Raw genomic sequence first — 24,389 nt, 5'->3', positions numbered from 1 at the left:
GCAGGTCCGCTTCAGCATCAGATAGGACAGTGTAAACTGCCCTTCTGTTCTTAATCGCGCTATCACTGATGATTTTCTGCGCTTTATTACGGTTGACAACAGGCAGCAATCGCCGCGATATCCTGCGGCGTGGTTCGGCAGCAGCCGCCAATCAGACGTGCGCCCGCCTGCTGCCATTCAGCGAATTTGTCATGCAGCGTGCAGCCCGACGGCGCGGAGTGCCAGGTTTTGCTGCTAGCATCGTACTGCTCGCCGGAGTTCGGATAGACCAGCAGCGGCTTATCACACAGCGCCTGGAAGCGGCGCAGAGCGGGCGTTACGCTCTCCAGCGCCACGCAGTTGATGCCAACCGCCACCACCTGCGGTGCCGCATGCACCAGCTCAGCCACTTTACTCAACGGCGTGCCGTCGCTGATGTGTTCGGCATCGCGCAGGGTAAAGGAGAACCACGCGCTGCTGGCAGGGAATTCAGCCAGTAAACTCACCAGCGCCTGCGCTTCGGTAAAGGACGGCAACGTTTCACAGGCCAGCAGATCGACACCCGCTTCCAGCAACGCCTTCACGCGCGGACGGTGGAACGCTTTCATCTCCTCTTCCGGCAGCGCGTAATCACCGCGATACTCCGCACCATTGGCCAGAAAAGCGCCATACGGCCCGACCGAACCGGCCACCAGCAATGGCGCGGTGCTGGCGGAAGATGCGCGATAGTCGTCACGCGCGCGCTGCGCCAGCTCTACGCTCTGGTTGATCAGTGCCAGCGCCTGCGCTTCATCTAAGCCGCGCGCGGCAAAACCCTGCGGCGTGGCCTGATAGCTGGCAGTGATCGCCACATGCGCGCCGGCAGCAAAGTAGTCGTGATGCACCTGATAAATCAGCTCAGGATTTTCCATTAGCACTTTGGCCGACCACAGCGCATCGGCCAGATTGCAGCCGCGCGCCTCCAGCTCGGTCGCCAGCGCGCCATCCAGAATCAACGTGTCAGTTTGGGTTAGAGCCTGCGCGATAGGATTACGCGACATCGTTGGCCTCCTCAGCCTTAAGGGATGACTTGCGTCGTTGCGTGACATGGTATGCGGCATAGCAGAACAGCACAAACGGAATGCCGCACCACAGCGCAATACGCTGCGATGGATCGAATGCCAGTCCGACGCACGCCAGCAGGCATAACAGGAAGCCCAGAATCGGCGTCAGCGGATAGAGCGGCGCGCGATACGCCAGCTGTTGTAAGCTGCCGCCCGCCTGCAGATGGCGACGACGGAACACATAGTGCGAGGCGCAGATGCTGAGCCACACCGCCACCACGGCAAAACCGGAAATCGCCGACAGCGCCACAAACACCGTGTCCGGCGCAATCACGCTGGAGAACAGCGCCAGCAAGCCGCCAATCATGCTCACGGTCAGCGCCAGCACCGGAATGCCACGACGGTTGACGCGCGCAAAACAGCGCGGCAGCGTCCTCTCATTAGCCAGCGACCACAACATGCGGCCAGAAGCATACAGGCCGGAGTTGGCGGCGGAGAGAATGGCGGTGAGGATCACGAAGTTGAAAATATCCGCCGCGTACGGGATGCCGATCTTTTCAAACACCAGCACAAACGGGCTTTTGACGATCCCGGCCTGATCCATCGGGATCAGCGCCGCCAGCACAAATACCGTGCCGATAAAGAAGATGATCAACCGTGCGACGGTGGTGCGGATCGCCAGCGGCAGCGCTTTTTGTGGCCGCTCGGTTTCACCGGCAGCGATACCGATCAATTCCGTGCCCGAGAAAGCGAAGTTTACCGCCACCATGGTCATCAGAATCGGCAGCGTGCCGTGCGGCAGCCAGCCGGAAGCGGTGAGATTGTGTAATCCCGGCGCAGCGCTGCCGTCTTTCATCGGGATAAAACCAAAGATCGCACCCGCACCGAGAATGATAAAGGCGATGATGGTGATCACTTTAATGATGGAGAACCAGAATTCACCTTCGGCAAAAAAGCGCGTTGAGACGATATTCAGCAGATAAATAGCGATGCAGAACACCAGACACCACGTCCACACCGGCACGCTTGGGAACCAGTACTGCATACAGAACCCGGCGGCGGTCAGGCTGGAACCCAGCGCCACCGTCCAGGTGAGCCAGTAAAGCCAGGCGACGGTATAACCGGTGGCCGGACTGAGATAGCGCGCGGCATAGACGTGGAACGCGCCGGTTTCCGGCATCGCCACAGCCAGTTCGCCAAGACAGACCATCACCAGCCACACCACCAGCGCACCAATCAGATAGGCCAGCAAGGTGCCGGCTGCACCGGTGGTTGAGATGATGTAGCCGGTATTGAAGAACAGCCCGGTTCCGATCACACCGCCGAGCGACAGCATCACCAGATGCCGTACTTTCATGGTGCGCTTAAAGTTTTCCCCTGGAGGCGTATCCTGAGTTTGCATGATATTTATCCGTATGGACGTCTGAACATCTATATGGACACAAGGTTATACGCGTCAGCGTGCGGATTTGCAACGGGACAGAAAGAGAGGATTGAGTGAGAGTTTGCGGCCCCGCGCGAAACGGGGCGCAAGATCAGGCGCCGAATACACCTTGCAGATAACGCTCAAGCGCAACGCGCGAGCTGAAGCCGTGCGGAATACCGTAATGCTCCTGCGAATCGCCCATTAAGTAGAGTGGGAATTGCGTGTAATGATCGCAGGTTTTCATCTCTGAAGCCGGTTCAGCAAAGCTCTGGCTTTTCTCTTTCAGCGTCGGGTGAATGATTAAGGCGGTCCGCCCCATACGCGCTTCGCGATTGACGTACACATAGTTTTCGCCGCGACGATAACCGTAAATTTTTGGCGTTTGGGTATCCATTTCGAAGCCCACTTTCTCAAGTACGCGCGCTACCTCATCTGGTCGTAAATACATGCTTGCTCCTCTCTTCTCACAGCCCCGCAACCTTACAGCAGCAGGATGGCATGGGCATTCGGAATTTTCCCTAAAGCCTGGCACATCCCTGCGTTTAATCACGCTTCGTCTACACTGATTATTACGTTTTAAATCAAAGGGAGCTAAAAAATGTTTAATCGAAGCGCAAAAAACGATGACATTGATATTAATCAGGATGTAAACGAACTGGCCGATTCGCTAGAGGCGTTACTTAAATCTTATGGCAGTGAAGCTAAAGATGAGGTTGATAATGCACGCAGCCAGGCGCAGGCGCTGCTGAAGCAGACGCGTGCCAAACTGAGCGGCGGACAGAGTCGCGTATCGCAAGCGGCGCGTGAAGCGGGTACGCAGGTTGATGCCTATGTACACGACAAGCCGTGGCACGGCGTGGGCGTCGGTGCGGCGATAGGTTTAGTGCTTGGCGCGCTGCTGGTGTCTTCACGCCGATAAGCATGTGTTCGTTGATGCAATGAGCCTCGCTGATGCGGGGCTTTTTTGTGGGCGCGAGATAGTGCGCGCTTTCCCTCACCCTAACCCTCTCCCGCAGGCGGGAGAGGGAATGTTTAGGTGGCGTTCAACTGTAACACCTATGCTGGATCGGCTCCTTCTCCCGCTTGCGGGAGAAGGCTGGGATGAGGGCCAAATCGCACAAAATCCAACCAACCTTCCCACTCCATTCCCTTTACAAAAAATTTTTCCGGCCTGGAAGGCGCATGATCTCTGGTCTTAGCGAATATCCGAAGATCAAAATCACAAAACCCTATATCTGGTGGGCTTGACCCTTTTACCCACTACATCTAGTATTCAACCCATCAGCCAGCTACCAAATGTCGTCACGGACGAAGTTCGATGCAAACAGGAATTTGCTTCGTATCTCGCAATCTGACCGCAATCAAAGGGAAATACGAATCATGCGCATTATTATTTACACCAAAGACAACTGTGTCCAGTGCAATGCGACAAAAAATGCCATGGACCGCAAAGGTATCGACTATCAGCTGATCAACCTTGATACCCAACCAGAAGCCATCGACAACCTCAAATCTCTCGGCTATCGCCAGGTGCCGGTGGTGATGACGCAAGACGATCACTGGAGTGGCTTCCGTCCCGACAAAATTGCCAGCCTGCGCCAGCTCGCGGCCGTCGGGGGATAAGCCATGTTTCCACTGGTTTATTTCTCTAGCCAGTCGGAAAACACGCACCGATTCATCACGCGTCTTGGGCTGCCTGCCCGCCGCATTCCGGTTGACGGCAAGCAGCGCCTGCATATCGAACAGCCCTACATTTTAGTGGTGCCGAGCTACGGCGGCGGCAGTTCGCGCGGTGCGGTGCCGAGACAAGTGATTCAATTCCTCAATGATGATGCCAACCGACGCGGGATTCGCGGGGTGATCGCTGCCGGTAACCGCAACTTCGGTGAAGGCTATTGCCTGGCGGGCGACATCATTGCGCAGAAATGTCAGGTTCCCTATCTCTACCGCTTTGAGCTGATGGGAACCCCCGACGATATCGCTAATGTAAAAGCGGGAGTGACCCAATTTTGGCAACGACAGACACCCTAAACAGCTCGCTGACTGATTACCACGCGCTTAACGCGATGCTGAACCTGTATGACGCCGATGGCCGCATCCAGTTCAGTAAAGATCACGAAGCGACGCGCCAGTTCTTCCTGCAGCATGTACAACCCAATACCGTGCAGTTTGCCTCGGCAGGCGAGCGCCTGCGCTATCTGGTGGCCGAAGGCTACTACGAAGCCGAGGTGCTGAATCAGTACGCTTTCGATTTCCTGTGTCAGCTGCACGATGAAGCTGATGCGGCAGGTTTCGCCTTTCACACCTTCCTCGGGGCGTGGAAGTTTTACACCAGCTACACGTTGAAAACCTTCGACGGCAAACGCTATCTGGAAACCTTCGAACAGCGCGCCTGCATGGTGGCGCTGACGCTGGCACGCGGCAATGAAACCTTAGCGCGCGAGCTGCTGGCGGAAATGCTGAGCGGTCGCTTCCAGCCGGCTACGCCAACTTTCCTTAACTGCGGTAAGCAGCAGCGCGGCGAGCTGGTCTCCTGCTTCCTGCTGCGCATCGAAGACAACATGGAATCGATTGGTCGCGCGGTGAACTCGGCGCTGCAACTGTCGAAACGCGGCGGCGGCGTAGCGTTCCTGCTCTCCAATTTGCGTGAATCAGGCGCGCCGATTAAGCGCATTGAGAACCAGTCGTCCGGCGTAATTCCGGTGATGAAGATGCTGGAAGATGCGTTCTCCTACGCTAACCAGCTGGGTGCACGTCAGGGCGCAGGTGCGGTGTGGCTGAATGCGCATCACCCGGATATTTTCCGCTTTCTCGATACCAAACGTGAAAACGCCGACGAGAAGATCCGCATCAAAACGCTGTCGCTCGGCGTGGTGATCCCGGATATCACCTTCCAGCTGGCGAAAGAGAATCGCGATATGGCGCTGTTCTCGCCGTACGATGTCGAGCGCATCTACGGCAAAGCCTTTGGTGATATCAGCATTAGCGACCATTACGACGAGATGCTGGCGGACGATCGCATCACCAAAACCTACATCAAGCCGCGCGATTTCTTCCAGACGCTGGCGGAGATTCAGTTTGAATCCGGCTACCCGTACATCATGTTTGAAGACAGCGTGAACCGCAGCAACCCGATTGCCGGGCGCATCAACATGAGTAATCTCTGTTCCGAGATTTTGCAGGTTAACAGCGCCAGCGAATTCAATGACGATCTTAGCTATCGTCGCGTCGGCAAAGATATCTCCTGCAACCTCGGCTCTCTCAACATTGCGCATGCCATGGATTCGCGCAATCTGGCGCAAACCGTGGAAACCGCTGTGCGTGCCCTGACCGCCGTTTCCGAGATGAGTGAGATCAATTCGGTGCCTTCGGTGGCGGAAGGCAATCGCCGCTCGCACGCGATTGGCCTCGGTCAGATGAACCTGCATGGTTATCTGGCGCGCGAAGGCATGGCGTACGGTTCAGAAGAGGCGCTGGATTTCACCAATCTTTACTTCTATTGCGTCACCTATCACGCCGTGCGCACCTCGAATCTGCTGGCGCAGGAGCATCAGAAGAGTTTCGACGGTTTCGCCGAGTCGAAATACGCCAGCGGCAGTTACTTCGATAAATATGTCGAACAGCGCTGGCTGCCGCGCACCGCGCGCGTGGCAAAACTGTTCGCCGATGCCGGACTGACTCTGCCAACGCAGGCCGACTGGCAAGCGCTGCGTGCAGCAGTGATGCAACATGGGCTGTACAACCAGAACCTGCAGGCGATTCCGCCCACCGGTTCGATCTCGTACATCAACCATGCAACCTCCAGCATTCACCCGATTGTGTCGCGCATTGAGATCCGTAAAGAGGGCAAAACCGGCCGCGTTTACTATCCGGCGCCGTTTATGACCAACAACAATCTCGACCTCTATCAGGATGCGTACTCAATTGGGCCGGAAGCGATTATTGATACCTACGCCGAAGCCACGCAGCACGTCGATCAAGGCCTGTCGCTGACGCTGTTCTTCCGCGACGACGTCACCACGCGCGATATCAACAAAGCGCAGATCTACGCGTGGAAAAAAGGCATCAAAACGCTCTATTACATCCGTCTGCGCCAGATGGCGCTTCAAGGCACCGAGGTGCAGGGCTGCGTCTCCTGCTCACTGTGATGAAAACTATGCAACTAAAACAAATTCAAGCGATTAACTGGAACCGCATCCAGGACGAAAAAGACCTCGAAGTGTGGAACCGACTGACCAGTAATTTCTGGCTGCCGGAAAAAGTGCCGCTCTCCAACGATCTGCCCGCATGGCAGTCGCTGGACCACCAGCAGCAACAGCTGACTATTCGCGTGTTTACCGGATTGACGCTGCTCGACACCATCCAGAACGTGATTGGTGCGCCTGGCCTGATGGAAGATGCGATTACGCCACACGAGGAAGCTGTACTGTCGAACATCTCCTTTATGGAAGCGGTGCATGCGCGTTCGTACAGTTCGATTTTCTCCACGCTGTGTAATACCGCAGATGTCGATGCGGCGTATCGCTGGAGTGAAGAGAATGAAGCGTTGCAGAACAAGGCGAAGATTGTGCTGGAGCACTATCGCGCCGAGGATCCGCTCAAGAAGAAAATCGCCAGCGTGTTCCTTGAATCGTTCCTGTTCTACTCCGGTTTCTGGCTGCCGATGTATTGGTCGAGCCGTGGCAAGCTGACCAACACCGCAGATCTGATTCGCCTGATCATTCGCGACGAAGCGGTACACGGTTACTACATCGGCTATAAGTACCAAAAGGCGCTGGAAAACGTCGATGCTGGCCGCCGCGAAGAGCTGCAGCAGTTCGCGATTGATTTGCTGCTGGCGCTGTACGAAAACGAAGTGGTGTATACCGAAGCGTTGTACGGTGACGTCGGCTGGGCGGAAGAGGTGAAAACCTTCCTGCACTACAACGCCAATAAAGCGCTAATGAACCTCGGCTACGAAGCGCTGTTCCCGGCGGAACTGACCGCAGTCAACCCGGCGATTTTGTCCGCGCTGTCGCCCAACGCCGATGAAAACCACGACTTCTTCTCGGGTTCAGGTTCTTCCTATGTAATGGGTAAAGCCGTAGAAACCGAAGACGAAGACTGGAATTTTTAACATTAAAAGCCGGTGCGCATGAATGCGCACCCTACGATGCAGGTCGCCATTTATGGCGACCTGCATTCCAAATTTATTCCCATCTCCTGTTCATAATAGACAATTAAATCTCCCGCAACCGCCCTCTTTCTATTTCCACTAACAATATCTTTTTTCACGCCATTGACACCATTTCCGCCATGAAATAGTGATAAATCACACTCTCCGTCATAAAAAATCAATCCACGCGCATCCCTTGTGAGCACTGGAAATTTTAGCGATTGACTGCTGCGCGCGCTGCCAAATATCGCCCTTCAGGGTTGTCAGATAATTTCACTATGTTAGGGTATAGGGCGCTTAATTTTACTCAGGACCACAACAAGAAATAGTTAAACATTTAACCGGGAAATTAATTACTGCATGGCAATTAAACTCGAAGTAAAGAATTTATATAAGGTATTTGGGGATAATCCCGAAAAGGCATTTAAGCTGATCGATAAAGGCGAAAGCAAAGAGAGTATTCTGGCAAAAACCGGCCTCTCTGTTGGCGTCAAAAATGCCAGTCTGGCCATTGAAGAAGGCGAGATCTTCGTCATCATGGGGCTTTCAGGTTCAGGTAAGTCCACCATGGTTCGCCTTCTCAATCGTCTGATCGAGCCCACTCGCGGCCAGGTAATCATAGACGGTGTCGATATTGCCAAAATATCGGAATCGGAACTGCGTGAAGTCCGCAGAAATAAGATCAGTATGGTATTTCAATCCTTCGCGCTGATGCCACACATGACGGTGCTAAATAATGCCGCCTTTGGCATGGAATTAGCCGGCATTCCTTTAGTCGAACGTCAGGAAAAAGCGCTGGAAGCATTGCGTCAGGTTGGCCTGGATAATTACGCCCACTCTTACCCCGATGAACTTTCTGGCGGTATGCGTCAACGCGTTGGATTAGCCCGCGCATTGGCGATTAATCCTGATATTTTATTAATGGATGAAGCTTTCTCAGCACTTGATCCGTTGATTCGTACCGAAATGCAGGATGAACTGGTAAAACTGCAGGCCAAACATCAGCGTACCATTGTATTTATTTCTCACGACCTCGATGAAGCGATGCGTATTGGCGACCGTATTGCCATTATGCAGGGCGGCGAAGTGGTACAGGTCGGCACGCCGGATGAAATCCTCAATAATCCTGCCAACGATTATGTGCGCACCTTCTTCCGCGGCGTCGATATTAGTCACGTGTTTAGCGCCAAAGATATTGCGCGTCGCAGTGCGGGTTCTCTGATCCGCAAAGCCGCCGGTTTTGGTCCGCGATCCGCCATCAAGCTGCTGCAGGATGAAGATCGCGAATATGGCTACGTGCTGGAGAAACAGAAGTTTGTTGGCGTGGTGTCCACCGATTCATTGAAAGCCGCGCTGGCGGCCGGTGAAGGGCTGGATAGCGCGCTGCTCGACACGCCCTTAGCGGTTCCTGCCGATACCTCCCTGAACGATCTGCTGTCGCATGTGGCACAAGCGCCCTGCGCCGTGCCGGTAGTCAGCGAGGAGAATCAGTACGTCGGTATCATTTCAAAAAGCATGCTGTTGCGTGCTTTAGACCGTGAAGGAGCCTAATCATGAGCGAACAAACAGCGAATCCGTGGGAAAGCGCCAGCCAAACCACCCAGCAACCTGCCACCACCGATACCAGCGCCGCCGCCAGCAGCAGCGATCCCTGGGCGAGCGGCGGTGCCGCGCCTGCAGATAGCAGCTCCGGCAGCGCCGATGCATGGGGCGATCCCTCCGCCGCCAGCAGCGGTGGCCACGATGCCGCCAGCAATGCTGCCAGCAGCAGCAGCAGCGACTGGCTGAGCAGCGCACCCGCTCCCGCGCCGGAACATTTCAACCTCATGGACCCGTTCCATAAAACCTGGATTCCGCTTGATAGCTGGGTGACTGAAGGCATCGATTGGGTGGTCAGCCATTTCCGCCCGGTGTTTCAGGGCATTCGCGTGCCGGTGGATTACATCCTCAGCGCGTTCCAGCAGTTACTGCTCGGCATGCCCGCGCCGGTAGCGATTGTGGTGTTCGCACTGATCGCCTGGCAGATTGCCAGCCCGGCGATGGGCATTGCCACATTGGTCTCGCTGATTGCCATTGGCGCGATTGGTGCCTGGTCGCAGGCGATGGTTACGCTGGCGCTGGTGCTAACCGCCCTGCTGTTCTGCATCATCATCGGCTTGCCGCTCGGCATCTGGCTGGCGCGCAGTGAACGTGCCGCGCGCATTATTCGTCCGCTGCTAGATGCAATGCAGACCACGCCGGCCTTCGTCTATCTGGTGCCGATCGTCATGCTGTTTGGTATCGGCAACGTGCCGGGCGTAGTGGTGACCATTATCTTTGCGCTGCCGCCGATTGTGCGCCTCACCATTCTTGGGATTAAGCAGGTACCAGCCGACCTGATTGAAGCGAGTGAATCCTTCGGTGCCAGCCCGCGTCAGATGCTGTTCAAAGTGCAGCTGCCGCTGGCGATGCCGACCATCATGGCTGGCGTAAACCAGACGCTGATGCTGGCGCTGTCGATGGTGGTGATCGCCTCGATGATCGCGGTTGGCGGTCTCGGTCAGATGGTGCTGCGCGGCATTGGTCGCCTGGATATGGGCCTCGCCACCGTCGGTGGCGTGGGCATCGTGATCCTCGCCATTATCCTCGATCGCTTGACGCAGTCGATGGGCCGCGACAGCCGCAGCCGTGGCAGCCGTCACTGGTACAGCACTGGCCCGCTCGGTCTGCTGATGCGCCCTTTCAGTAAAAAAGCCTGATTTCAATGGGCGGTCCGCTGCGGCCGCCCGTCTTCGACGTAACACGTAAAATAAGGAATGACTATGCGCAAGACAGCTCTCATCGCCGCCGTCCTGACGACGTTCGCCGCGACGCACGTGTCCGCCGCCGACCTGCCCGGTAAAGGCATCACCGTTAAACCGACGCAGAGCACCATCTCTGAAGAGACCTTCCAAACGCTGTTGGTGAGCCGCGCGCTGGAGAAACTCGGTTATACCGTTGAGAAGCCAAGCGAGATTGATTACAACGTGGCGTACACCACCATCGCAGCCGGTGATGCCACCTTTATTGCCACCAACTGGCAACCGCTGCACGACGATATGTATAAAGCCGCGGGCGGCGATGCGAAGTTTTATCGCCAGGGCACTTACGTCGGTGGCGCGGCTCAGGGTTACCTGATCGATAAGAAAACCGCCGAGCAGTATCACATCACCAATATTGAACAGCTGAAAGATCCCAAGATCGCCAAACTGTTTGATACCAATGGTGATGGCAAAGCGGATTTGACCGGCTGTACGCCAGGCTGGGGCTGTGAAGCGGTGATTAATCACCAGATTGATGCCTACAAGCTGAGCAACACCGTGGAGCACAATCAGGGCAACTACTCGGCGATGATCGCCGATACCATCACGCGCTTTAAACAGGGCAAACCGGTGTTTTATTACACCTGGACGCCGTATTGGGTCAGCGACGTGCTGAAGCCGGGTAAAGATGTGGTATGGCTGCAGGTGCCGTTCTCTTCACTGCCGGGCGAGCAGAGCAAAGTCGATACCAAGCTGGCGAACGGGGCTAACTACGGTTTCCCGGTGAACACCATGCATATCGTCGCCAACAAAGCCTGGACCGAGAAAAACCCGGCCGCGGCAAAGCTGTTTGCTGAGATGAAGCTGCCGATTGGCGACATCAACGCCGAGAATGCGGCGATGCATGCGGGCCATGCTTCTGAAGCCGATATCAATGGCCACGTTGATGGCTGGATCAAAGGCCACCAGGCGGAATTCGATAAGTGGATTCAGGACGCACTGGCGGCAGCGAAGTAACGCATTTACATTAGCGTTGGTATTGTAGCGGCGCGATTTATCGCGCCGTTTTTCATGCAAGAAATCCACTTCAAGAACTCAGCGCAATAAATTGCGCCGCTACGGCAAATGGCTGCCTTCCCCTTTTCCTTTCCCTCAATAAGCGAAGCGTGCGCTATAGCGCACTGGTACGTCCTGTTAATTAACACACCATTGAAATAATTTTTTCGGTTACTATTACCTACAAATGATTATCTCTCTTATCCGCACGCAATGACTGCTTCCCGTTTAGCGATCAAATTCCATCACTTTGGCTGGTGTCGCATTCGCGCGGGCGTTGTTAAGAGCATGTTAATCAACAGCTTGATTTACGTGGATAAGCGGCGCGCGAAAAGTGTTTAGAAATCGTAAAGATGGTTCTAAACCGCTGAGCAATACTATTCATTAATGATTGGGTTTGTTATGGTTAGCAGCGCAGTTATTCACCAGAGTTATTTTTTCTCGCGAAATTATTTATCTGTAAAAAGGTTTCCCGAGATGAATTGATGGCATCGGCTGCCTGTATGTTCAGGTGGGATGTCAGGGCAAAATGCCCAGGGTTAAGGAACAACCTGGAATGTCAGATGTTGACTATGTGATCGTGCTAACAATCACCTGCGGAAATTGTGACTACGCTTAATCTGTCACCATCATTACTATACCAGTTGCAACTAAGAGGTTTTTTTAAAATGGAAAGTTCGTTTACTCCCATTGAACAGATGCTAAACATCCGTGCTAACCGCCATAAAGATTTTCCGCTGCAGGAGATCATTCTGACCCGCTTGTGCATGCACATGCAGGGTAAACTGCTGGATAATCGCAACAAAATGTTGAAGGCGCAGGGAATTAACGAGACCTTATTCATGGCGCTGATTACCCTTGATGCGCAGGAAAATCAGAGCATTCAGCCTTCAGAACTGAGTTCTGCCCTCGGCTCTTCACGCACCAATGCCACGCGTATCGCCGATGAGCTGGAGAAGCGCGGCTGGATCGAACGCCGTGAAAGCGAGAACGACCGTCGCTGCCTGCATCTGCATTTGACCGAAAAAGGCAATGAATTCCTGCGTCAGCTGCTGCCACCGCAGCATCAGAGCCTGCAATACCTGTGGTCTTCGCTCTCTACCAACGAGCAGGATCAGCTGGAATCGATTACCCGTAAGTTACTTAACCGTCTCGATAAAATGGACGAAGATCAGGTTATCGCTTCCCTATCGCGCTAATAGCAAGAAGTGCGACACAATCACCTTCCGAAATCGCTATTTTAATCCCCTTTTGTCCGGCCAGCGCTTAAGTGCTGGCTTTTTTGACTCGGGCAACCGTGTTGAAGGATCGGCACATCCCGACTAAATGGAAAACGTGGAGAACGACATGAGTGCGACAGCGGAAGCTCAAAGCCCGCAACAGCCAGCGAATAAAAAGAAGAAGCGCAAAGGTGTGCTGATCCTGCTGGCTATCGTGTTTGTAATTATTGGTTTTTCGTATCTGGCTTACTGGTATCTGGTGCTGCGTCACTTCCAGGAAACCGATGATGCGTACGTAGCAGGTAACCAGGTGCAGGTGATGGCGCAGGTTTCCGGCAGCGTAAACAAAGTGTGGTTCGACAACACCGACATCGTGAAGAAAGGCGATGTGTTGGTGTCGCTGGATAAAACCGATGCCGAGCAGGCGTTTGAAAAAGCGCAGACCGCGTTGGCCACCAGCGTGCGTCAAACCCACCAGCTGATGATCAATGGCAAGCAGTATCAAGCCACCATCAAACTGCAGCAAACCGCGCTGGAACAGGCCGAAGCTGACCTGAAACGCCGCGAGCCGCTGGGCGCGTCTAACCTGATTGGCCGTGAAGAGCTGCAACACTCGCGTGATGCCGTGGCGACAGCCAAAGCGCAGCTGGATGTGGCGGTGCAGCAATACAACGCTAACCAGGCGATGATTCTGAATACCTCGCTGGAAAAACAGCCGGCTGTTCAGCAGAGTGCGGCTGAGCTGCGTGATGCCTGGCTGGCGCTGCAGCGTACTGAAATCCGTAGCCCGATTGATGGCTTCATTTCACGTCGCAGCGTACAGGTTGGCTCGCAAATCTCCACCACCACCCCGCTGTTGGCGGTGGTGCCGTCCACCAATCTGTGGATCGATGCGAACTTCAAAGAGACCCAGCTTGCAGGTGTACGTATCGGCCAATCGGCCACGGTGATCAGTGATATCTACGGCGATGACGTCGAGTATCACGGCAAAGTGGTGGGTCTGGATATGGGTACCGGCAGCGCCTTCTCGCTGCTGCCTGCGCAGAACGCCACCGGTAACTGGATTAAAGTGGTCCAGCGTCTGCCGGTGCGTATTGAGCTGGACCCGAAACAAGTGGCGGAACATCCGCTGCGTATCGGCCTCTCCACGCTGGTGAAAGTGGACACGCAGAACAAAGATGGCGCCACGCTGGCCAGTGCTGCGCGTTCGCAAGCCGCGTATGAAAGTAATGCGTTGGCAATCGACCTCGCGCCGGTTAACCAGCTGATTACTGACATCGTTCGTGCCAACGCTGACTAACGCCGCGGGAGGCTGTTATGGCACAAAAACCGCTTGAAGGTGCGCCGTTAGTCCTGATGACCATCGCCCTGTCGCTGGCGACGTTTATGCAGGTACTCGACTCCACCATCGCTAACGTGGCGATTCCGACCATCGCCGGTAACCTCGGTGCTTCGAACTCGCAGGGCACATGGGTAATTACCTCTTTCGGGGTGGCGAACGCCATCTCGATTCCGATTACCGGTTGGCTGGCGAAGCGCATCGGTGAAGTGAAGCTGTTTACCTGGTCGACCATCCTGTTTGTGCTGGCGTCATGGGCTTGCGGCATGTCCGAAAGCCTCGAGATGCTGATCTTCTTCCGCGTCATTCAGGGCGTGGTTGCCGGTCCGCTGATTCCGCTGTCGCAAAGTTTGCTGCTGAACAACTATCCGCCGGCGAAACGCAGCGTGGCGCTTTCGCTGTGGGCGATGACGGTGATTGTGGCGCCGATCTGCGGTCCAATTCTCGGCGGCTGGATCAGCGATAACTATCACTGGGGCTGGATCTTCTTCATCAACGTGCCGATTGGCTTGGTGGTGGTGTTGCTGACGCTGCAAACGCTGCGCGGACGTGAAACCAAAACCGAAATCCGCCCGATCGATATGGTCGGCTTAGTGCTGCTGGTGGTGGGCATTGGCTCACTGCAGGTAATGCTGGATCGCGGTAAAGAGCTCGACTGGTTCAGCTCAACTGAGATCATTGTGCTGATGGTGGTCGCCGTGGTGGCTCTGCTGGTGTTGCTGGTGTGGGAGCTCACCGACGACCATCCGATAGTCGATTTGTCGTTGTTCAAGATGCGCAACTTCACCATCGGCTGTTTGTCGATTAGCCTGGCCTATATGCTTTACTTCGGCTCGATAGTGTTGCTGCCGCAGCTGTTACAGGAGGTATATGGCTACACCGCCACCTGGGCCGGATTGGCGTCGGCACCGGTGGGGATTCTGCCGGTGATCCTGTCGCCGATCATTGGCCGCTTCGCCCACAAGCTGGATATGCGTAAGCTGGTGACCTTCAGCTTCATCATGTATGCCGTCTGTTTCTACTGGCGCGCCTACACGTTTGAGCCGGGAATGGATTTTGGTGCATCAGCGTGGCCGCAGTTTATTCAGGGCTTTGCAGTGGCGTGCTTCTTTATGCCGCTCACCACCATTACGCTGTCAGGCTTACCGCCAGAACGCATGGCGGCGGCATCAAGCCTGTCGAACTTCGTGCGTACGCTGGCAGGTTCCATCGGTACCTCGATTACTACCACCATGTGGAGTAACCGTGAATCGATGCATCATAGCTATCTGTCGGAGTCGGTGAATCCGTACAACGTCAATTCTCAGCAGATGTATGACCAGTTGCAAAGCATGGGCATGACCCAGCAGCAGGCCTCGGCATATATCGCGCAGCAAATTACCAATCAGGGTCTGATTATTTCGGCGAATGAGATCTTCTGGGCATCGGCGGGCGTGTTCTTGATCTTGCTGGTGCTGGTGTGGTTTGCGCGTCCACCATTTGGTGCGGGCAGTGGCGGCGGTGGTGCTCACTAAGCGAGACAAACAAAAACGGGCCTTGCGGCCCGTTTTTTTATGCGTTCTGACGCCACCATTCGGCGAGCAGAATACCGGTCGCCACTGACACGTTGAGGCTTTCAACGTTGCCGGTGCCACCAATCGACAGGCTGAGATCGCCCTGCTGGAAAGCGCTGTCTGACAGACCTTCGCTCTCCTGACCCAACACCAGCACCATTTTGGCAGGCAGCTCAGCTTTCGCCAGCGGTGTGCCTTCGTGGCTTGAGGTGGTAACGATGGTGTAACCCGCTTTACGGAACGCTTCCAGGCCATCGGCAAAGCTTTCGCCGCTGATTGCCTGTACGTGTTCAGCGCCACCTTCGGCGGTACGTACTGCCGCACCTGACTCCAGCAGCGAAGCATCATTCACCAGCAAACCTTTCACACCGAAGTGCGCGCAGCTACGCATAATGCCGCCGAGGTTGTGCGGGTTGCTGACATCTTCCAGCGCCAGTACGCAATCTTTGGTCGGTGCCTTGGTCAGCCACTCGGTAACCGGCATGCCCATGCGTTTTTTGATGATGAAGCACACGCCACCGTGGTGTTCAGTACCTGAAGCTTTGGTCAGCTCAGCATCTTCCACCACATGATAGGCTTTGCGGTTGGCCGCCAGCCAGCGCAGAGTTTCACGGAAACGCGGTGTTACGCTCTGAATAAACCAGGCGCGCACGATGCTTTCTGGACGGCTCAGGAACAGCGCCTGACAGGCATTTTCACCGTAGACGCGCGTCTCTTCCTGACGCTGACGGCGAATCTGCTCGGGATCGATGACCGGCTTGTTCGCGGCATCATCCAGTTGGCTATCATCCGCGACCGGCGGACGAGAAACGGTGCGCCACGGCGAATCACCGAAGCTGCGGTTGTCGTCACCACGATCGTCACGACGACCAAAGCTGCGGCCGCGTTCGGTATTACTCGCACCGCGCGGTGCCGAGCTGCGTGCGCCGCTACGGCCACCTTCTTCATTATTACGTGCACCGCTGCGAGGACCAGAACGACGATTATCTTCCTGGCGCGCAGCAGGACGGCCGCCTTTGCCGGTACGGGGATTCGGCTTTTGACCACCCTCCTCATCACGTACGTACATCACTTTTACCTTGCCGCTTTTGCCTTTAAATTCGTCGTTCATCTGTTCCTCCAGCATTGAGAGCGCGAAGATTACCTGATGTGTCGGTGCTTAGCTATCAACTATTGAACCTATTGGGCAATCCAGATTGAGCATAGCACTCAACCTTTTCATAATGTCCGGCAATCATCAGATTTACAGGTCCGGGTTGAGGTAAATATGAATACAGTTTGTGCCTCCTGTCAGGCAACCAACCGCGTGCCTGAGTCGCGCATTGCCGATGGAGCAAAATGCGGTCGTTGCGGCGGCGAGCTATTCAACGGTGAAGTCGCCAACGCGACGGCAGCCACATTGGATAAGTATCTGCAAGACGATCTGCCGGTGGTGATCGACTTCTGGGCGCCGTGGTGCGGCCCGTGCGTTAACTTCGCACCGGTATTTAAAGATGTCGCCGACGAGCGTCGCGGCAAGGTGCGCTTCGTGAAAGTGAATACTGAAGCCGAACCCGCGCTCAGCTCGCGTTTCCGCATTCGCAGCATTCCTACTATTATGCTGTTCAAGAACGGCGAGATGGTCGACATGCTGAATGGCGCAATGCCAAAAGCGCCCTTCAACGAGTGGCTAGACGAATCGCTGTAAACCGCTGATGGCCAGCCGCGTGCTGGCCTTCCTTATTACCTTTCCCGGCTAATTCCATTACACTGGCGTTTTTTCTCCTGCCTGCGAATTTATGTTTGAAAATGCCGTTCTGCGCTTACGTGCGCAACGTTTAGCGCGCGCCACGCGCCCGTTTCTTGCGCGCGGTAATCGTGTCATTCGTTGCCAACGCTGCCTGCTGCCGCAGAAAAACTGTCTGTGCGCCACCATCCAGCCGCAGCAAGCGCGCAGTCGCTTCTGTCTGGTGATGTTCGATACCGAGCCGATGAAGCCGAGTAATACCGGAAGATTAATCGCCGATGTGCTGCCGGACACCGAGGCGTTTGGCTGGTCACGCACCGAGCCGGATGCCGCGCTGCTGGCGGCGGTGAAGAACGCGCATTATCAGCCGCTGGTGGTTTTCCCGGCGTCTTACGCAGATGCCGATCGCGAAGTGCTCACCAGCCCGCCGCTCACCGGCAAACCGCCGCTGTTTATTATGCTCGACGGCACCTGGACGGAAGCGCGCAAGATGTTCCGCAAAAGTCCGTGGCTGGATGCGTTGCCGGTGATGTCGCTCAACGTGTCTGCGCCCTCGCGCTACACGCTGCGCGAGGCCCACGGCGAAGGCCAGCACTGCACCGCCGAAGTCGCTGCCGCGCTGCTGGAGCAGGCCGGGGATCTCGCCGCCGCCGCGGAGTTGCAGCACTATTTCACCCGCTTCCGTCATGCTTATCTGGCGGGGAAACCGCATCATCCGATTCATGCTTTGGAAGAAGCATTGAGTAGCGGAATCTGAAGCTGGCTCTCAGCCTGCGATCGGTGAATCGGCACGCGCGCTAAAAAGCGTTTACAATCATGCCAATCTTGATAGCAGGAGCGGATGATGAGCCAACGCGGACTGGAAGCGCTGTTACGACCTAAATCAATCGCGGTAATCGGTGCGTCAATTACACCGGGGCGCGCCGGCTACTTTATGATGCGTAACCTGCTGGCCGGTGGATTTAGCGGTCCGGTATTGCCGGTGACGCCGAAGTATAAAGCGGTGAGCGGCGTTCTGGCCTGGCCGGATATCGCCAGCCTGCCCTTCGCGCCCGATCTCGCCATCATCTGTACCCACGCCAAACGTAATCTCGAACTGCTGCAACAACTGGGCGAAAAAGGCTGTAAGGCCTGTATTATTCTCTCGGCGCCGTCCAGCCAGCTGGAAGAGCTGAAAGCCTGCGCCAGTCAGTGGCAAATTCGCCTGCTTGGGCCCAACAGCTTAGGTTTGCTGGCGCCGTGGCAAGGGTTGAATGCCAGCTTCTCGCCAGTGCCGATTGCTAAAGGTCGCATTGCTTTTATTTCGCAATCCGCTGCGGTCTCTAACACCATTCTCGACTGGGCGCAGCAGCGTAACCTCGGTTTCTCCTGGTTTATCGCCTTGGGTGATAGTCTGGATATCGACGTTGATGATCTACTGGATTTCCTCGCGCGCGACGGTAAAACCAGCGCCATTCTGCTCTACCTCGAACACCTCAGCGATGCGCGTCGCTTTGTTTCCGCTTCACGCAGCGCCTCACGCAATAAACCGATTCTGGTGATAAAAAGTGGTCGCAGCCATCAGGCGCAGGCGATGATCGGTACCCACAGCGGATTGGATGCTGCCTGGGATGCGGCGATTCAGCGCGCCGGTTTACTGCGCGTACAGGATACGCACGAGCTGTTTACGGCGGTTGAGTCACTGAGCCATATGCGTCCCTTGCGCGGCGATCGACTGATGATCATCAGCAACGGCGCGGCCCCGGCGGCGCTGGCATTGGATGAACTTTATGCGCGCAACGGTAAGCTGGCGACGCTGAGTGACGAAACGTTGCAAGCGCTGGCCACACTGCTGCCGGAAGGCGTTGGTCGCGGCAATCCGCTGGATTTGAAAGATGACGCGACTCCAGCGCGCTATGTCGCCTGCATTGAACGGCTGCTGGATAGCCATGAACTCGATGCACTGATGATCATTCATGCGCCAAGCGCCGTTTCACCTTCGAGCGAAACCGCCGAGCAGATTATCGCTGCGGTTGCCAGACATCCGCGTGGCAAGCAGGTCACGCTGCTGACGAACTGGTGTGGCGAATACTCCTCGCAGAGCGCGCGGCGCGCGTTTACTCAGGCTGGCATTCCCACCTGGCGCACGCCGGAAGGCACCGTTACCGCCTTCATGCATCAAGTGGAATATCGCCGCAACCAGAAACAGCTGCGTGAGACGCCCGCGCTGCCGATCGGTTTGACGCAGAACAGCGCGCAGGCGCATCAGTTGATTCAGCAAGCACTGGATAAAGGCATCACCACGCTGGACACCCACGAAGTGCAGCCGGTGTTGCAGGCTTACGGCCTGGCGACGCTGCCCACCTGGATTGCCAGCGACAGCGCCGCGGCTGCCAGCATCGCCGATCAGATTGGCTATCCGGTCGCGCTCAAGCTGCGTTCGCCGGATATTCCGCACAAGTCTGAGGTACAAGGCGTAATGCTGTATCTGCGCAGCGCTGCAGAAGTAGAACAAGCGGCTGAAGCCATTTTCGATCGCGTGCGCGAAACCCATCCACAGGCGCATATTGATGGCTTGTTGGTGCAGAGTATGGCGAATCGCGCGGGAGCGCAGGAGTTGCGTGTGGTGGTCGAACAGGATCCGCTGTTTGGTCCCATCATCCTGCTGGGCGAAGGCGGCGTGGAGTGGCAGCCCGACAAGCAAGCCGCCGTGGCTTTGCCGCCGCTGAATATGACGCTGGCGCGCTATCTGGTGATTCAGGCGATGAAAAGCGGCAAAGTTCGCAGCCGTAGTGCGTTGCGACCACTGGATATCACCGGGCTTAGCCAGCTGTTAGTGCAGGTTTCAAACCTGGTGGTCGATTGTCCGGAGATTCAGCGCCTGGATATTCATCCGCTGCTGGCATCAGCTGACGAATTCACGCTGCTGGATGTCACGCTGCAGCTGGCGCCTTTCAATGGTGATAACGAAACACGGCTGGCGATTCGTCCTTACCCGCATCATCTTGAAGAGCAGGTGCAGCTGAAAAATGGGCAATATTGCCTGTTCCGCCCGATCCTGCCGGAAGATGAACCGCAGCTGCGCGCCTTTATCGCCCAGGTAACGAAAGAAGATCTCTACTATCGTTACTTCAGTGAAATCAATGAATTCACCCATGAAGATTTGGCGAATATGACGCAAATTGATTACGACCGCGAAATGGCGATTGTCGCTGTACGGCAGCACAACGGCGTCGACGAGATCATTGGCGTAACACGTGCGATCTCCGATGCCGATAATATCGATGCTGAATTCTCCGTGCTGGTGCGGTCTGACCTGAAAGGCTTGGGCATGGGCAGGCGCTTACTGGAGAAGATGATTCGCTATACGCGCGATCATGGCCTGCAACAATTGAACGGTATCACCATGCCAAACAATAGCGGCATGATCACGCTGGCGCGAAAGCTCAATTTTCGCGTGAATATTCAATTGGATGATGGCATTGTCAGCCTGAATTTGCCGCTCGGTGATGTCTTCAGCTAACCTGTACAGAAAGGTAAAATTCCTCCTCTACAGGCCGGTTGATGGTATTATTTACCGTTAGGATCATGATTTGATGGCAAAAGGCCATGCAATGAACAGAGAAGAAGTGCACTGTGATGTTGTCTAAATTTAAACGTAATAAACACCAACAACACCTCGCACAGCTGCCTAAACTGTCACAATCCGTGTCGGATCTGACGACGCTTTACTCGCCTGCCGAGTTTCGCGAAACCCTGCTGACGAAAATTGCCGCAGCAGAAAAGCGTATCTGTATCACCGCGCTGTATCTGGAGAATGATGACGGCGGTCGGGGAATAATGCAGGCGCTGTACGCAGCGCGTCAGGCACGTCCGGAGCTGGATGTCTGTATTCTGGTTGACTGGCATCGTGCGCAGCGTGGTCGTATTGGCGCTGCTCGCGGCGTGACCAACGCTGACTGGTATTGCGAAATGGCGACTCAGCACCCGGATATCGCTATTCCGGTTTACGGCATTCCGGTTAACACCCGCGAAGCGCTCGGCGTGCTGCATCTGAAAGGGTTTATCATTGATGATATGTTGCTCTACAGCGGCGCGAGCCTGAACGATGTCTATCTGCATCAGCATGATAAATACCGTTATGACCGCTATCAACTGATCCGCAATCCACAGCTTACTGATACCATGTATGCGTGGATCTGCGAAAATCTCAAGGATTCCGATGCGGTTAACCGCCTCGATAAAACTGAGCGCCCTTCCAGCCCGGAAATCAAAAACGAAACGCGTCAATTCCGTCAGGAGCTGCGCAGCTTTAACTATCAGTTTACCGGCAATGCAGATAATGAATCCCTTGCCGTCACGCCGCTGGTTGGCCTGGGCAAACGCAGCCTGCTGAACAAAACCATTTTCCATTTGATGCCTTGCGCCGAGCGCAAGCTGACATTATGTACGCCCTATTTCAACCTGCCGGCTATTCTGGTGCGTAACCTGATTCAATTACTGCGTCAGGGTAAAGAAGTTGAGATCATTATTGGCGATAAAACGGCCAATGATTTCTACATCCCGCCAGAACAGCCGTTTAAGATTATCGGTGCGCTGCCTTATCTCTATGAGATTAACCTGCGTCGCTTCCTTAGCCGGTTGCAGTATTACGTGAATAACGGTCAGCTGACGGTGCGCTTGTGGAAAGATGGTGAGAACAGTTATCACCTGAAAGGCATTTGGGTGGATGACGAATGGATGATGATCACCGGCAATAACCTCAATCCACGTGCGTGGCGACTGGATCTGGAAAATGCGGTGCTGATTCACGATCCGCTCAATCAATTGGTCGAGCAGCGCGAAAAAGAGCTGGCGTTGATTCGTGAGCATACTTCCGTGGTGCAGCATTATCGCGAGCTGGAAAGTATTTCCGATTATCCGGCGAAGGTTCGCAAGCTGATCCGTCGCCTGCGCCGTATCCGCATCGATCGCTTGATTAGCCGTCTGCTCTAGCCGATGCGTGCGCTCATCCTCTGCGTGGTTTTGCTGTGTAGTGGATGTGCGCATGTCGCCAATGATAACTGGACCGGCAAAGACAAAGCGCAACACTACTTCTCTTCTGCTGTTCTGGCTGCCGCAGGTAGCGAGATTTCTCAGCATCAAAATTACAGCCGCGGGCAGAATTTGCGTTTCGGCTTTCTTTTCTCGTTGAGTTTTGGTGTGGGGAAAGAGTTATATGACAGCCGCTCAGCGGGGAGCGGCTGGAGTTGGAAAGATCTTAGCTGGGATGTCGCCGGCGCCGCCAGCGGTATCGCACTGTGGAATCTCAGTCAGTAACTACAGCGCAATCCCCTTCCCTTTGCGATGCAGCATCAGCGATACCAGGAATGCTAAAGCGCCCATTGCCGAAACATACCAGAAGAAGCTGGTTTCAATACCTTCCCTTTTCAGCAGTAAGGCTACGTACTCTGCTGAACCACCAAAAATAGCATTCGCCACCGCATAGGAAAGCCCAACGCCCAGCGCGCGGACTTCCGGCGGGAACATCTCTGCTTTCAAAATGCCACTGATAGCGGTGTAGAAACTGGTGATGATTAGCGCCAGCATGATCAAGGCAAATGCCAGCCAACTGCTTTGCACATTTTGCAGCAATAGCAAAATAGGTACCGTACAGATAGCTGCCCCGGCACCAAAAATCATCATTGAGGCGCGACGACCAATTTTATCTGACAGTGCGCCAACTATCGGCTGAATCAACATGAATACCAATAAGCAACCGGTCATTAATCCACTGGCACTGCGCGCATCCATCCCAGCAGTATTCACCAAATATTTTTGCATGTAGGTGGTGAAGGTATAGAAGCTTAGCGAACCGCCTGCGGTAAAGCCCAGCACCATCAGAAATGCACGGGTGTGATTGCGCAGTAAGCCGGTAATGCTGCCGGCGTCACGATGTTCACGGTGTTTTTTCTCTGAGGTTTCGTTGAGTGAACGACGCAACCACAATGCCACCACAGCCAGCACCGCCCCGAGGAAGAACGGGATACGCCATCCCCAGCTGCGAAGTTCTTCATCACTGAGGATTTGCTGCAAGACTACAACGGTCAGCACCGCTAACAGTTGGCCGCCAATGAGCGTCACATACTGGAAAGAGGCATAAAATCCTTTTCGTCCTTCCAATGCTACTTCGCTCATATAAGTGGCGCTGGTACCGTATTCCCCACCAACCGATAATCCCTGAAACATACGCGCCAGCAGAAGAATGATAGGCGCGGCCAGGCCAATTTCGCTGTAGCCAGGGAGGCAAGCGATCACTAATGATCCCAGACACATCATGCACACTGAGATCAACATTGAGGTTTTGCGGCCGTGACGATCGGCAATGTAGCCAAATAACCATCCACCGATCGGACGCATCAGAAAACCAGCGGCAAAGACGCCAGCTGTTTGCAGCAATTGGGTGGTGGTATCCCCGCTTGGGAAGAATACGTGGGCAAAATAGAGTGAGAAGAAGGAGTAGACGTAGAAATCGAACCATTCGACTAAGTTGCCGGATGATGCCCCGACAATCGCCCAGATGCGCTTTTTACTGTCGGCTGCCGTTTCCGATAGTGCTACTTTTTGTTGTTGTGAGTCAGTCATGCTTACCTCTTTTCCTTGCGAATAATTAGCGCCAAAGGATTCAGTAAAGCATCTATTAAGTGGTTGCGGGAATTGTCTCTATTCCTGGAGTACAAAATGTGACTGCCGCGGAGTTTTTAGTGCAATTTCTTGCTGATTTTCACGTAAATTCAGCCATCTACTGGCTTCATTCCGCTATGTACAGACGTAAAAAAGCCCCGAACTTTCGTTCGGGGCTTCTTCACTGTCTGATGCCTGGCAGTTCCCTACTCTCGCATGGGGAGGCCCCACACTACCATCGGCGCTACGGCGTTTCACTTCTGAGTTCGGCATGGGGTCAGGTGGGACCACCGCGCTAAAGCCGCCAGGCAAATTCTTTGCGCAAAAACGAATGTCTTTCGCTTCCGCTAAATCTTTAATCCGTAAAACAAGCTGAAAATCCGGTCTCTCAGACCAAAACGCCTCTGGCGTTGTAAGGTTAAGCCTCACGGGTCATTAGTACCGGTTAGCTCAACGCATCGCTGCGCTTA

The 24,389-nt window shown here is 54.9% G+C and carries 21 protein-coding genes and 1 rRNA gene; 16 read left to right on the top strand and 6 right to left on the bottom strand.

The features are described from left to right. Window positions 1-86 precede the first annotated feature (86 nt). The 3 genes from mmuM to K5Y30_RS13740 all read right to left on the bottom strand — a co-directional run bounded on the left by mmuM (window position 87) and on the right by K5Y30_RS13740 (window position 2,896). On the bottom strand, window positions 87-1,019 hold the full coding sequence (mmuM, locus tag K5Y30_RS13750) for a homocysteine S-methyltransferase (RefSeq protein ID WP_222211798.1): 933 nt from the start codon (window positions 1,017-1,019) through the stop codon (window positions 87-89). Next, window positions 1,009-2,424 carry an S-methylmethionine permease gene (mmuP, locus tag K5Y30_RS13745; protein ID WP_222211797.1) on the bottom strand — a complete coding sequence of 472 codons (1,416 nt, stop codon included), beginning with the start codon at window positions 2,422-2,424 and terminating at the stop codon, window positions 1,009-1,011. The genes mmuM and mmuP overlap by 11 nt, the downstream gene beginning before the upstream one ends. A gap of 133 nt (window positions 2,425-2,557) precedes the next feature. After that, window positions 2,558-2,896 (bottom strand): DUF2002 family protein, encoded by a 339-nt coding sequence (locus K5Y30_RS13740; protein ID WP_008101622.1) that lies wholly within the window; start codon window positions 2,894-2,896, stop codon window positions 2,558-2,560. A gap of 150 nt (window positions 2,897-3,046) precedes the next feature. On the opposite strand from K5Y30_RS13740, the gene K5Y30_RS13735 reads away from it, so the two are divergent. From K5Y30_RS13735 to emrB, 11 genes are all read left to right on the top strand, one after another. Further along, window positions 3,047-3,367 carry a DUF883 family protein gene (locus K5Y30_RS13735; RefSeq protein WP_222211794.1) on the top strand — a complete coding sequence of 107 codons (321 nt, stop codon included), beginning with the start codon at window positions 3,047-3,049 and terminating at the stop codon, window positions 3,365-3,367. A 461-nt stretch (window positions 3,368-3,828) separates the two neighbouring features. Continuing rightward, entirely contained in the window at window positions 3,829-4,071 is a 243-nt protein-coding gene (gene nrdH, locus K5Y30_RS13730; protein WP_008101624.1) for a glutaredoxin-like protein NrdH, read from the top strand. Between the two features lie 3 nt (window positions 4,072-4,074). Further along, the gene (gene nrdI / locus K5Y30_RS13725) at window positions 4,075-4,479 is read left to right on the top strand and encodes a class Ib ribonucleoside-diphosphate reductase assembly flavoprotein NrdI (RefSeq protein ID WP_061718050.1); all 405 of its coding nucleotides are present in this window, start codon (window positions 4,075-4,077) and stop codon (window positions 4,477-4,479) included. Continuing rightward, the gene (gene nrdE / locus K5Y30_RS13720) at window positions 4,458-6,596 is read left to right on the top strand and encodes a class 1b ribonucleoside-diphosphate reductase subunit alpha (RefSeq protein ID WP_222211792.1); all 2,139 of its coding nucleotides are present in this window, start codon (window positions 4,458-4,460) and stop codon (window positions 6,594-6,596) included. Before nrdI ends, nrdE begins: the two co-directional genes overlap by 22 nt. Before the next feature lie 8 nt (window positions 6,597-6,604). After that, window positions 6,605-7,564 (top strand): class 1b ribonucleoside-diphosphate reductase subunit beta, encoded by a 960-nt coding sequence (gene nrdF, locus K5Y30_RS13715; protein WP_222184365.1) that lies wholly within the window; start codon window positions 6,605-6,607, stop codon window positions 7,562-7,564. Between the two features lie 399 nt (window positions 7,565-7,963). Further along, window positions 7,964-9,154, top strand: a complete 1,191-nt coding sequence (gene proV / locus K5Y30_RS13710; RefSeq protein WP_222184363.1) for a glycine betaine/L-proline ABC transporter ATP-binding protein ProV — start codon at window positions 7,964-7,966, stop codon at window positions 9,152-9,154. 2 nt (window positions 9,155-9,156) lie between these two features. Then, window positions 9,157-10,341, top strand: a complete 1,185-nt coding sequence (gene proW / locus K5Y30_RS13705; protein WP_222211790.1) for a glycine betaine/L-proline ABC transporter permease ProW — start codon at window positions 9,157-9,159, stop codon at window positions 10,339-10,341. Window positions 10,342-10,404: 63 nt separating this feature from the next. Then, a complete protein-coding gene (gene proX, locus K5Y30_RS13700; RefSeq protein WP_101763435.1) occupies window positions 10,405-11,400 on the top strand; it encodes a glycine betaine/L-proline ABC transporter substrate-binding protein ProX in 996 nt (331 codons plus the stop codon). A 707-nt stretch (window positions 11,401-12,107) separates the two neighbouring features. After that, entirely contained in the window at window positions 12,108-12,638 is a 531-nt protein-coding gene (mprA, locus tag K5Y30_RS13695) for a transcriptional repressor MprA (protein WP_008101638.1), read from the top strand. 148 nt (window positions 12,639-12,786) lie between these two features. After that, complete coding sequence (gene emrA / locus K5Y30_RS13690; protein WP_222211788.1) at window positions 12,787-13,959, top strand: multidrug efflux MFS transporter periplasmic adaptor subunit EmrA; 1,173 nt, start codon at window positions 12,787-12,789, stop codon at window positions 13,957-13,959. A 17-nt stretch (window positions 13,960-13,976) separates the two neighbouring features. Then, entirely contained in the window at window positions 13,977-15,512 is a 1,536-nt protein-coding gene (gene emrB / locus K5Y30_RS13685) for a multidrug efflux MFS transporter permease subunit EmrB (RefSeq protein WP_176971478.1), read from the top strand. Window positions 15,513-15,549: 37 nt separating this feature from the next. Here emrB and K5Y30_RS13680 read toward each other — a convergent pair whose 3' ends face one another. Then, window positions 15,550-16,662, bottom strand: coding sequence for a tRNA/rRNA methyltransferase (locus K5Y30_RS13680; protein ID WP_176971479.1), 1,113 nt, complete (start codon window positions 16,660-16,662; stop codon window positions 15,550-15,552). Between the two features lie 156 nt (window positions 16,663-16,818). Here K5Y30_RS13680 and trxC point away from each other — a divergent pair, with 156 nt between their 5' ends. The 5 genes from trxC to K5Y30_RS13650 all read left to right on the top strand — a co-directional run bounded on the left by trxC (window position 16,819) and on the right by K5Y30_RS13650 (window position 22,575). Then, window positions 16,819-17,238: a thioredoxin TrxC gene (trxC, locus tag K5Y30_RS13675; RefSeq protein WP_222184356.1), complete on the top strand. Its 420-nt coding sequence runs from the start codon at window positions 16,819-16,821 to the stop codon at window positions 17,236-17,238. 91 nt (window positions 17,239-17,329) lie between these two features. Next, on the top strand, window positions 17,330-18,034 hold the full coding sequence (locus tag K5Y30_RS13670) for a tRNA-uridine aminocarboxypropyltransferase (protein WP_222211786.1): 705 nt from the start codon (window positions 17,330-17,332) through the stop codon (window positions 18,032-18,034). 87 nt (window positions 18,035-18,121) lie between these two features. After that, complete coding sequence (locus K5Y30_RS13665; RefSeq protein ID WP_222184881.1) at window positions 18,122-20,779, top strand: bifunctional acetate--CoA ligase family protein/GNAT family N-acetyltransferase; 2,658 nt, start codon at window positions 18,122-18,124, stop codon at window positions 20,777-20,779. Window positions 20,780-20,895: 116 nt separating this feature from the next. Next, window positions 20,896-22,251 (top strand): CDP-diacylglycerol--serine O-phosphatidyltransferase, encoded by a 1,356-nt coding sequence (pssA, locus tag K5Y30_RS13655; protein ID WP_222184352.1) that lies wholly within the window; start codon window positions 20,896-20,898, stop codon window positions 22,249-22,251. Between the two features lie 3 nt (window positions 22,252-22,254). Beyond that, window positions 22,255-22,575: a YfiM family lipoprotein gene (locus K5Y30_RS13650; protein WP_222184350.1), complete on the top strand. Its 321-nt coding sequence runs from the start codon at window positions 22,255-22,257 to the stop codon at window positions 22,573-22,575. Here K5Y30_RS13650 and K5Y30_RS13645 read toward each other — a convergent pair whose 3' ends face one another. Both K5Y30_RS13645 and rrf read right to left on the bottom strand, forming a co-directional pair. Then, the gene (locus tag K5Y30_RS13645) at window positions 22,576-23,880 is read right to left on the bottom strand and encodes an MFS family transporter (RefSeq protein WP_222184348.1); all 1,305 of its coding nucleotides are present in this window, start codon (window positions 23,878-23,880) and stop codon (window positions 22,576-22,578) included. A 232-nt stretch (window positions 23,881-24,112) separates the two neighbouring features. Then, window positions 24,113-24,228: ribosomal RNA gene (rrf, locus tag K5Y30_RS13640) — 5S ribosomal RNA — on the bottom strand. Window positions 24,229-24,389: the final 161 nt, after the last annotated feature.

The organism is Pantoea sp. DY-5 (assembly GCF_019795955.1).
GTDB lineage: Bacteria > Pseudomonadota > Gammaproteobacteria > Enterobacterales > Enterobacteriaceae > Pantoea > Pantoea leporis.
This window is presented reverse-complemented; position numbering and strand designations above follow the sequence as displayed.

What these genes read in the sequence shown, in the direction of transcription:
- mmuM (WP_222211798.1), bottom strand. Translation starts at nt 1,019, where the DNA reads ATGTCGCGTAATCCTATCGCGCAGGCTCTAACCCAAACTGACACGTTG.
- mmuP (WP_222211797.1), bottom strand. Translation starts at nt 2,424, where the DNA reads ATGCAAACTCAGGATACGCCTCCAGGGGAAAACTTTAAGCGCACCATG.
- K5Y30_RS13740 (WP_008101622.1), bottom strand. Translation starts at nt 2,896, where the DNA reads ATGTATTTACGACCAGATGAGGTAGCGCGCGTACTTGAGAAAGTGGGC.
- K5Y30_RS13735 (WP_222211794.1), top strand. Translation starts at nt 3,047, where the DNA reads ATGTTTAATCGAAGCGCAAAAAACGATGACATTGATATTAATCAGGAT.
- nrdH (WP_008101624.1), top strand. Translation starts at nt 3,829, where the DNA reads ATGCGCATTATTATTTACACCAAAGACAACTGTGTCCAGTGCAATGCG.
- nrdI (WP_061718050.1), top strand. Translation starts at nt 4,075, where the DNA reads ATGTTTCCACTGGTTTATTTCTCTAGCCAGTCGGAAAACACGCACCGA.
- nrdF (WP_222184365.1), top strand. Translation starts at nt 6,605, where the DNA reads ATGCAACTAAAACAAATTCAAGCGATTAACTGGAACCGCATCCAGGAC.
- proV (WP_222184363.1), top strand. Translation starts at nt 7,964, where the DNA reads ATGGCAATTAAACTCGAAGTAAAGAATTTATATAAGGTATTTGGGGAT.
- proW (WP_222211790.1), top strand. Translation starts at nt 9,157, where the DNA reads ATGAGCGAACAAACAGCGAATCCGTGGGAAAGCGCCAGCCAAACCACC.
- proX (WP_101763435.1), top strand. Translation starts at nt 10,405, where the DNA reads ATGCGCAAGACAGCTCTCATCGCCGCCGTCCTGACGACGTTCGCCGCG.
- mprA (WP_008101638.1), top strand. Translation starts at nt 12,108, where the DNA reads ATGGAAAGTTCGTTTACTCCCATTGAACAGATGCTAAACATCCGTGCT.
- emrA (WP_222211788.1), top strand. Translation starts at nt 12,787, where the DNA reads ATGAGTGCGACAGCGGAAGCTCAAAGCCCGCAACAGCCAGCGAATAAA.
- emrB (WP_176971478.1), top strand. Translation starts at nt 13,977, where the DNA reads ATGGCACAAAAACCGCTTGAAGGTGCGCCGTTAGTCCTGATGACCATC.
- K5Y30_RS13680 (WP_176971479.1), bottom strand. Translation starts at nt 16,662, where the DNA reads ATGAACGACGAATTTAAAGGCAAAAGCGGCAAGGTAAAAGTGATGTAC.
- trxC (WP_222184356.1), top strand. Translation starts at nt 16,819, where the DNA reads ATGAATACAGTTTGTGCCTCCTGTCAGGCAACCAACCGCGTGCCTGAG.
- K5Y30_RS13670 (WP_222211786.1), top strand. Translation starts at nt 17,330, where the DNA reads ATGTTTGAAAATGCCGTTCTGCGCTTACGTGCGCAACGTTTAGCGCGC.
- K5Y30_RS13665 (WP_222184881.1), top strand. Translation starts at nt 18,122, where the DNA reads ATGAGCCAACGCGGACTGGAAGCGCTGTTACGACCTAAATCAATCGCG.
- pssA (WP_222184352.1), top strand. Translation starts at nt 20,896, where the DNA reads ATGTTGTCTAAATTTAAACGTAATAAACACCAACAACACCTCGCACAG.
- K5Y30_RS13650 (WP_222184350.1), top strand. Translation starts at nt 22,255, where the DNA reads ATGCGTGCGCTCATCCTCTGCGTGGTTTTGCTGTGTAGTGGATGTGCG.
- K5Y30_RS13645 (WP_222184348.1), bottom strand. Translation starts at nt 23,880, where the DNA reads ATGACTGACTCACAACAACAAAAAGTAGCACTATCGGAAACGGCAGCC.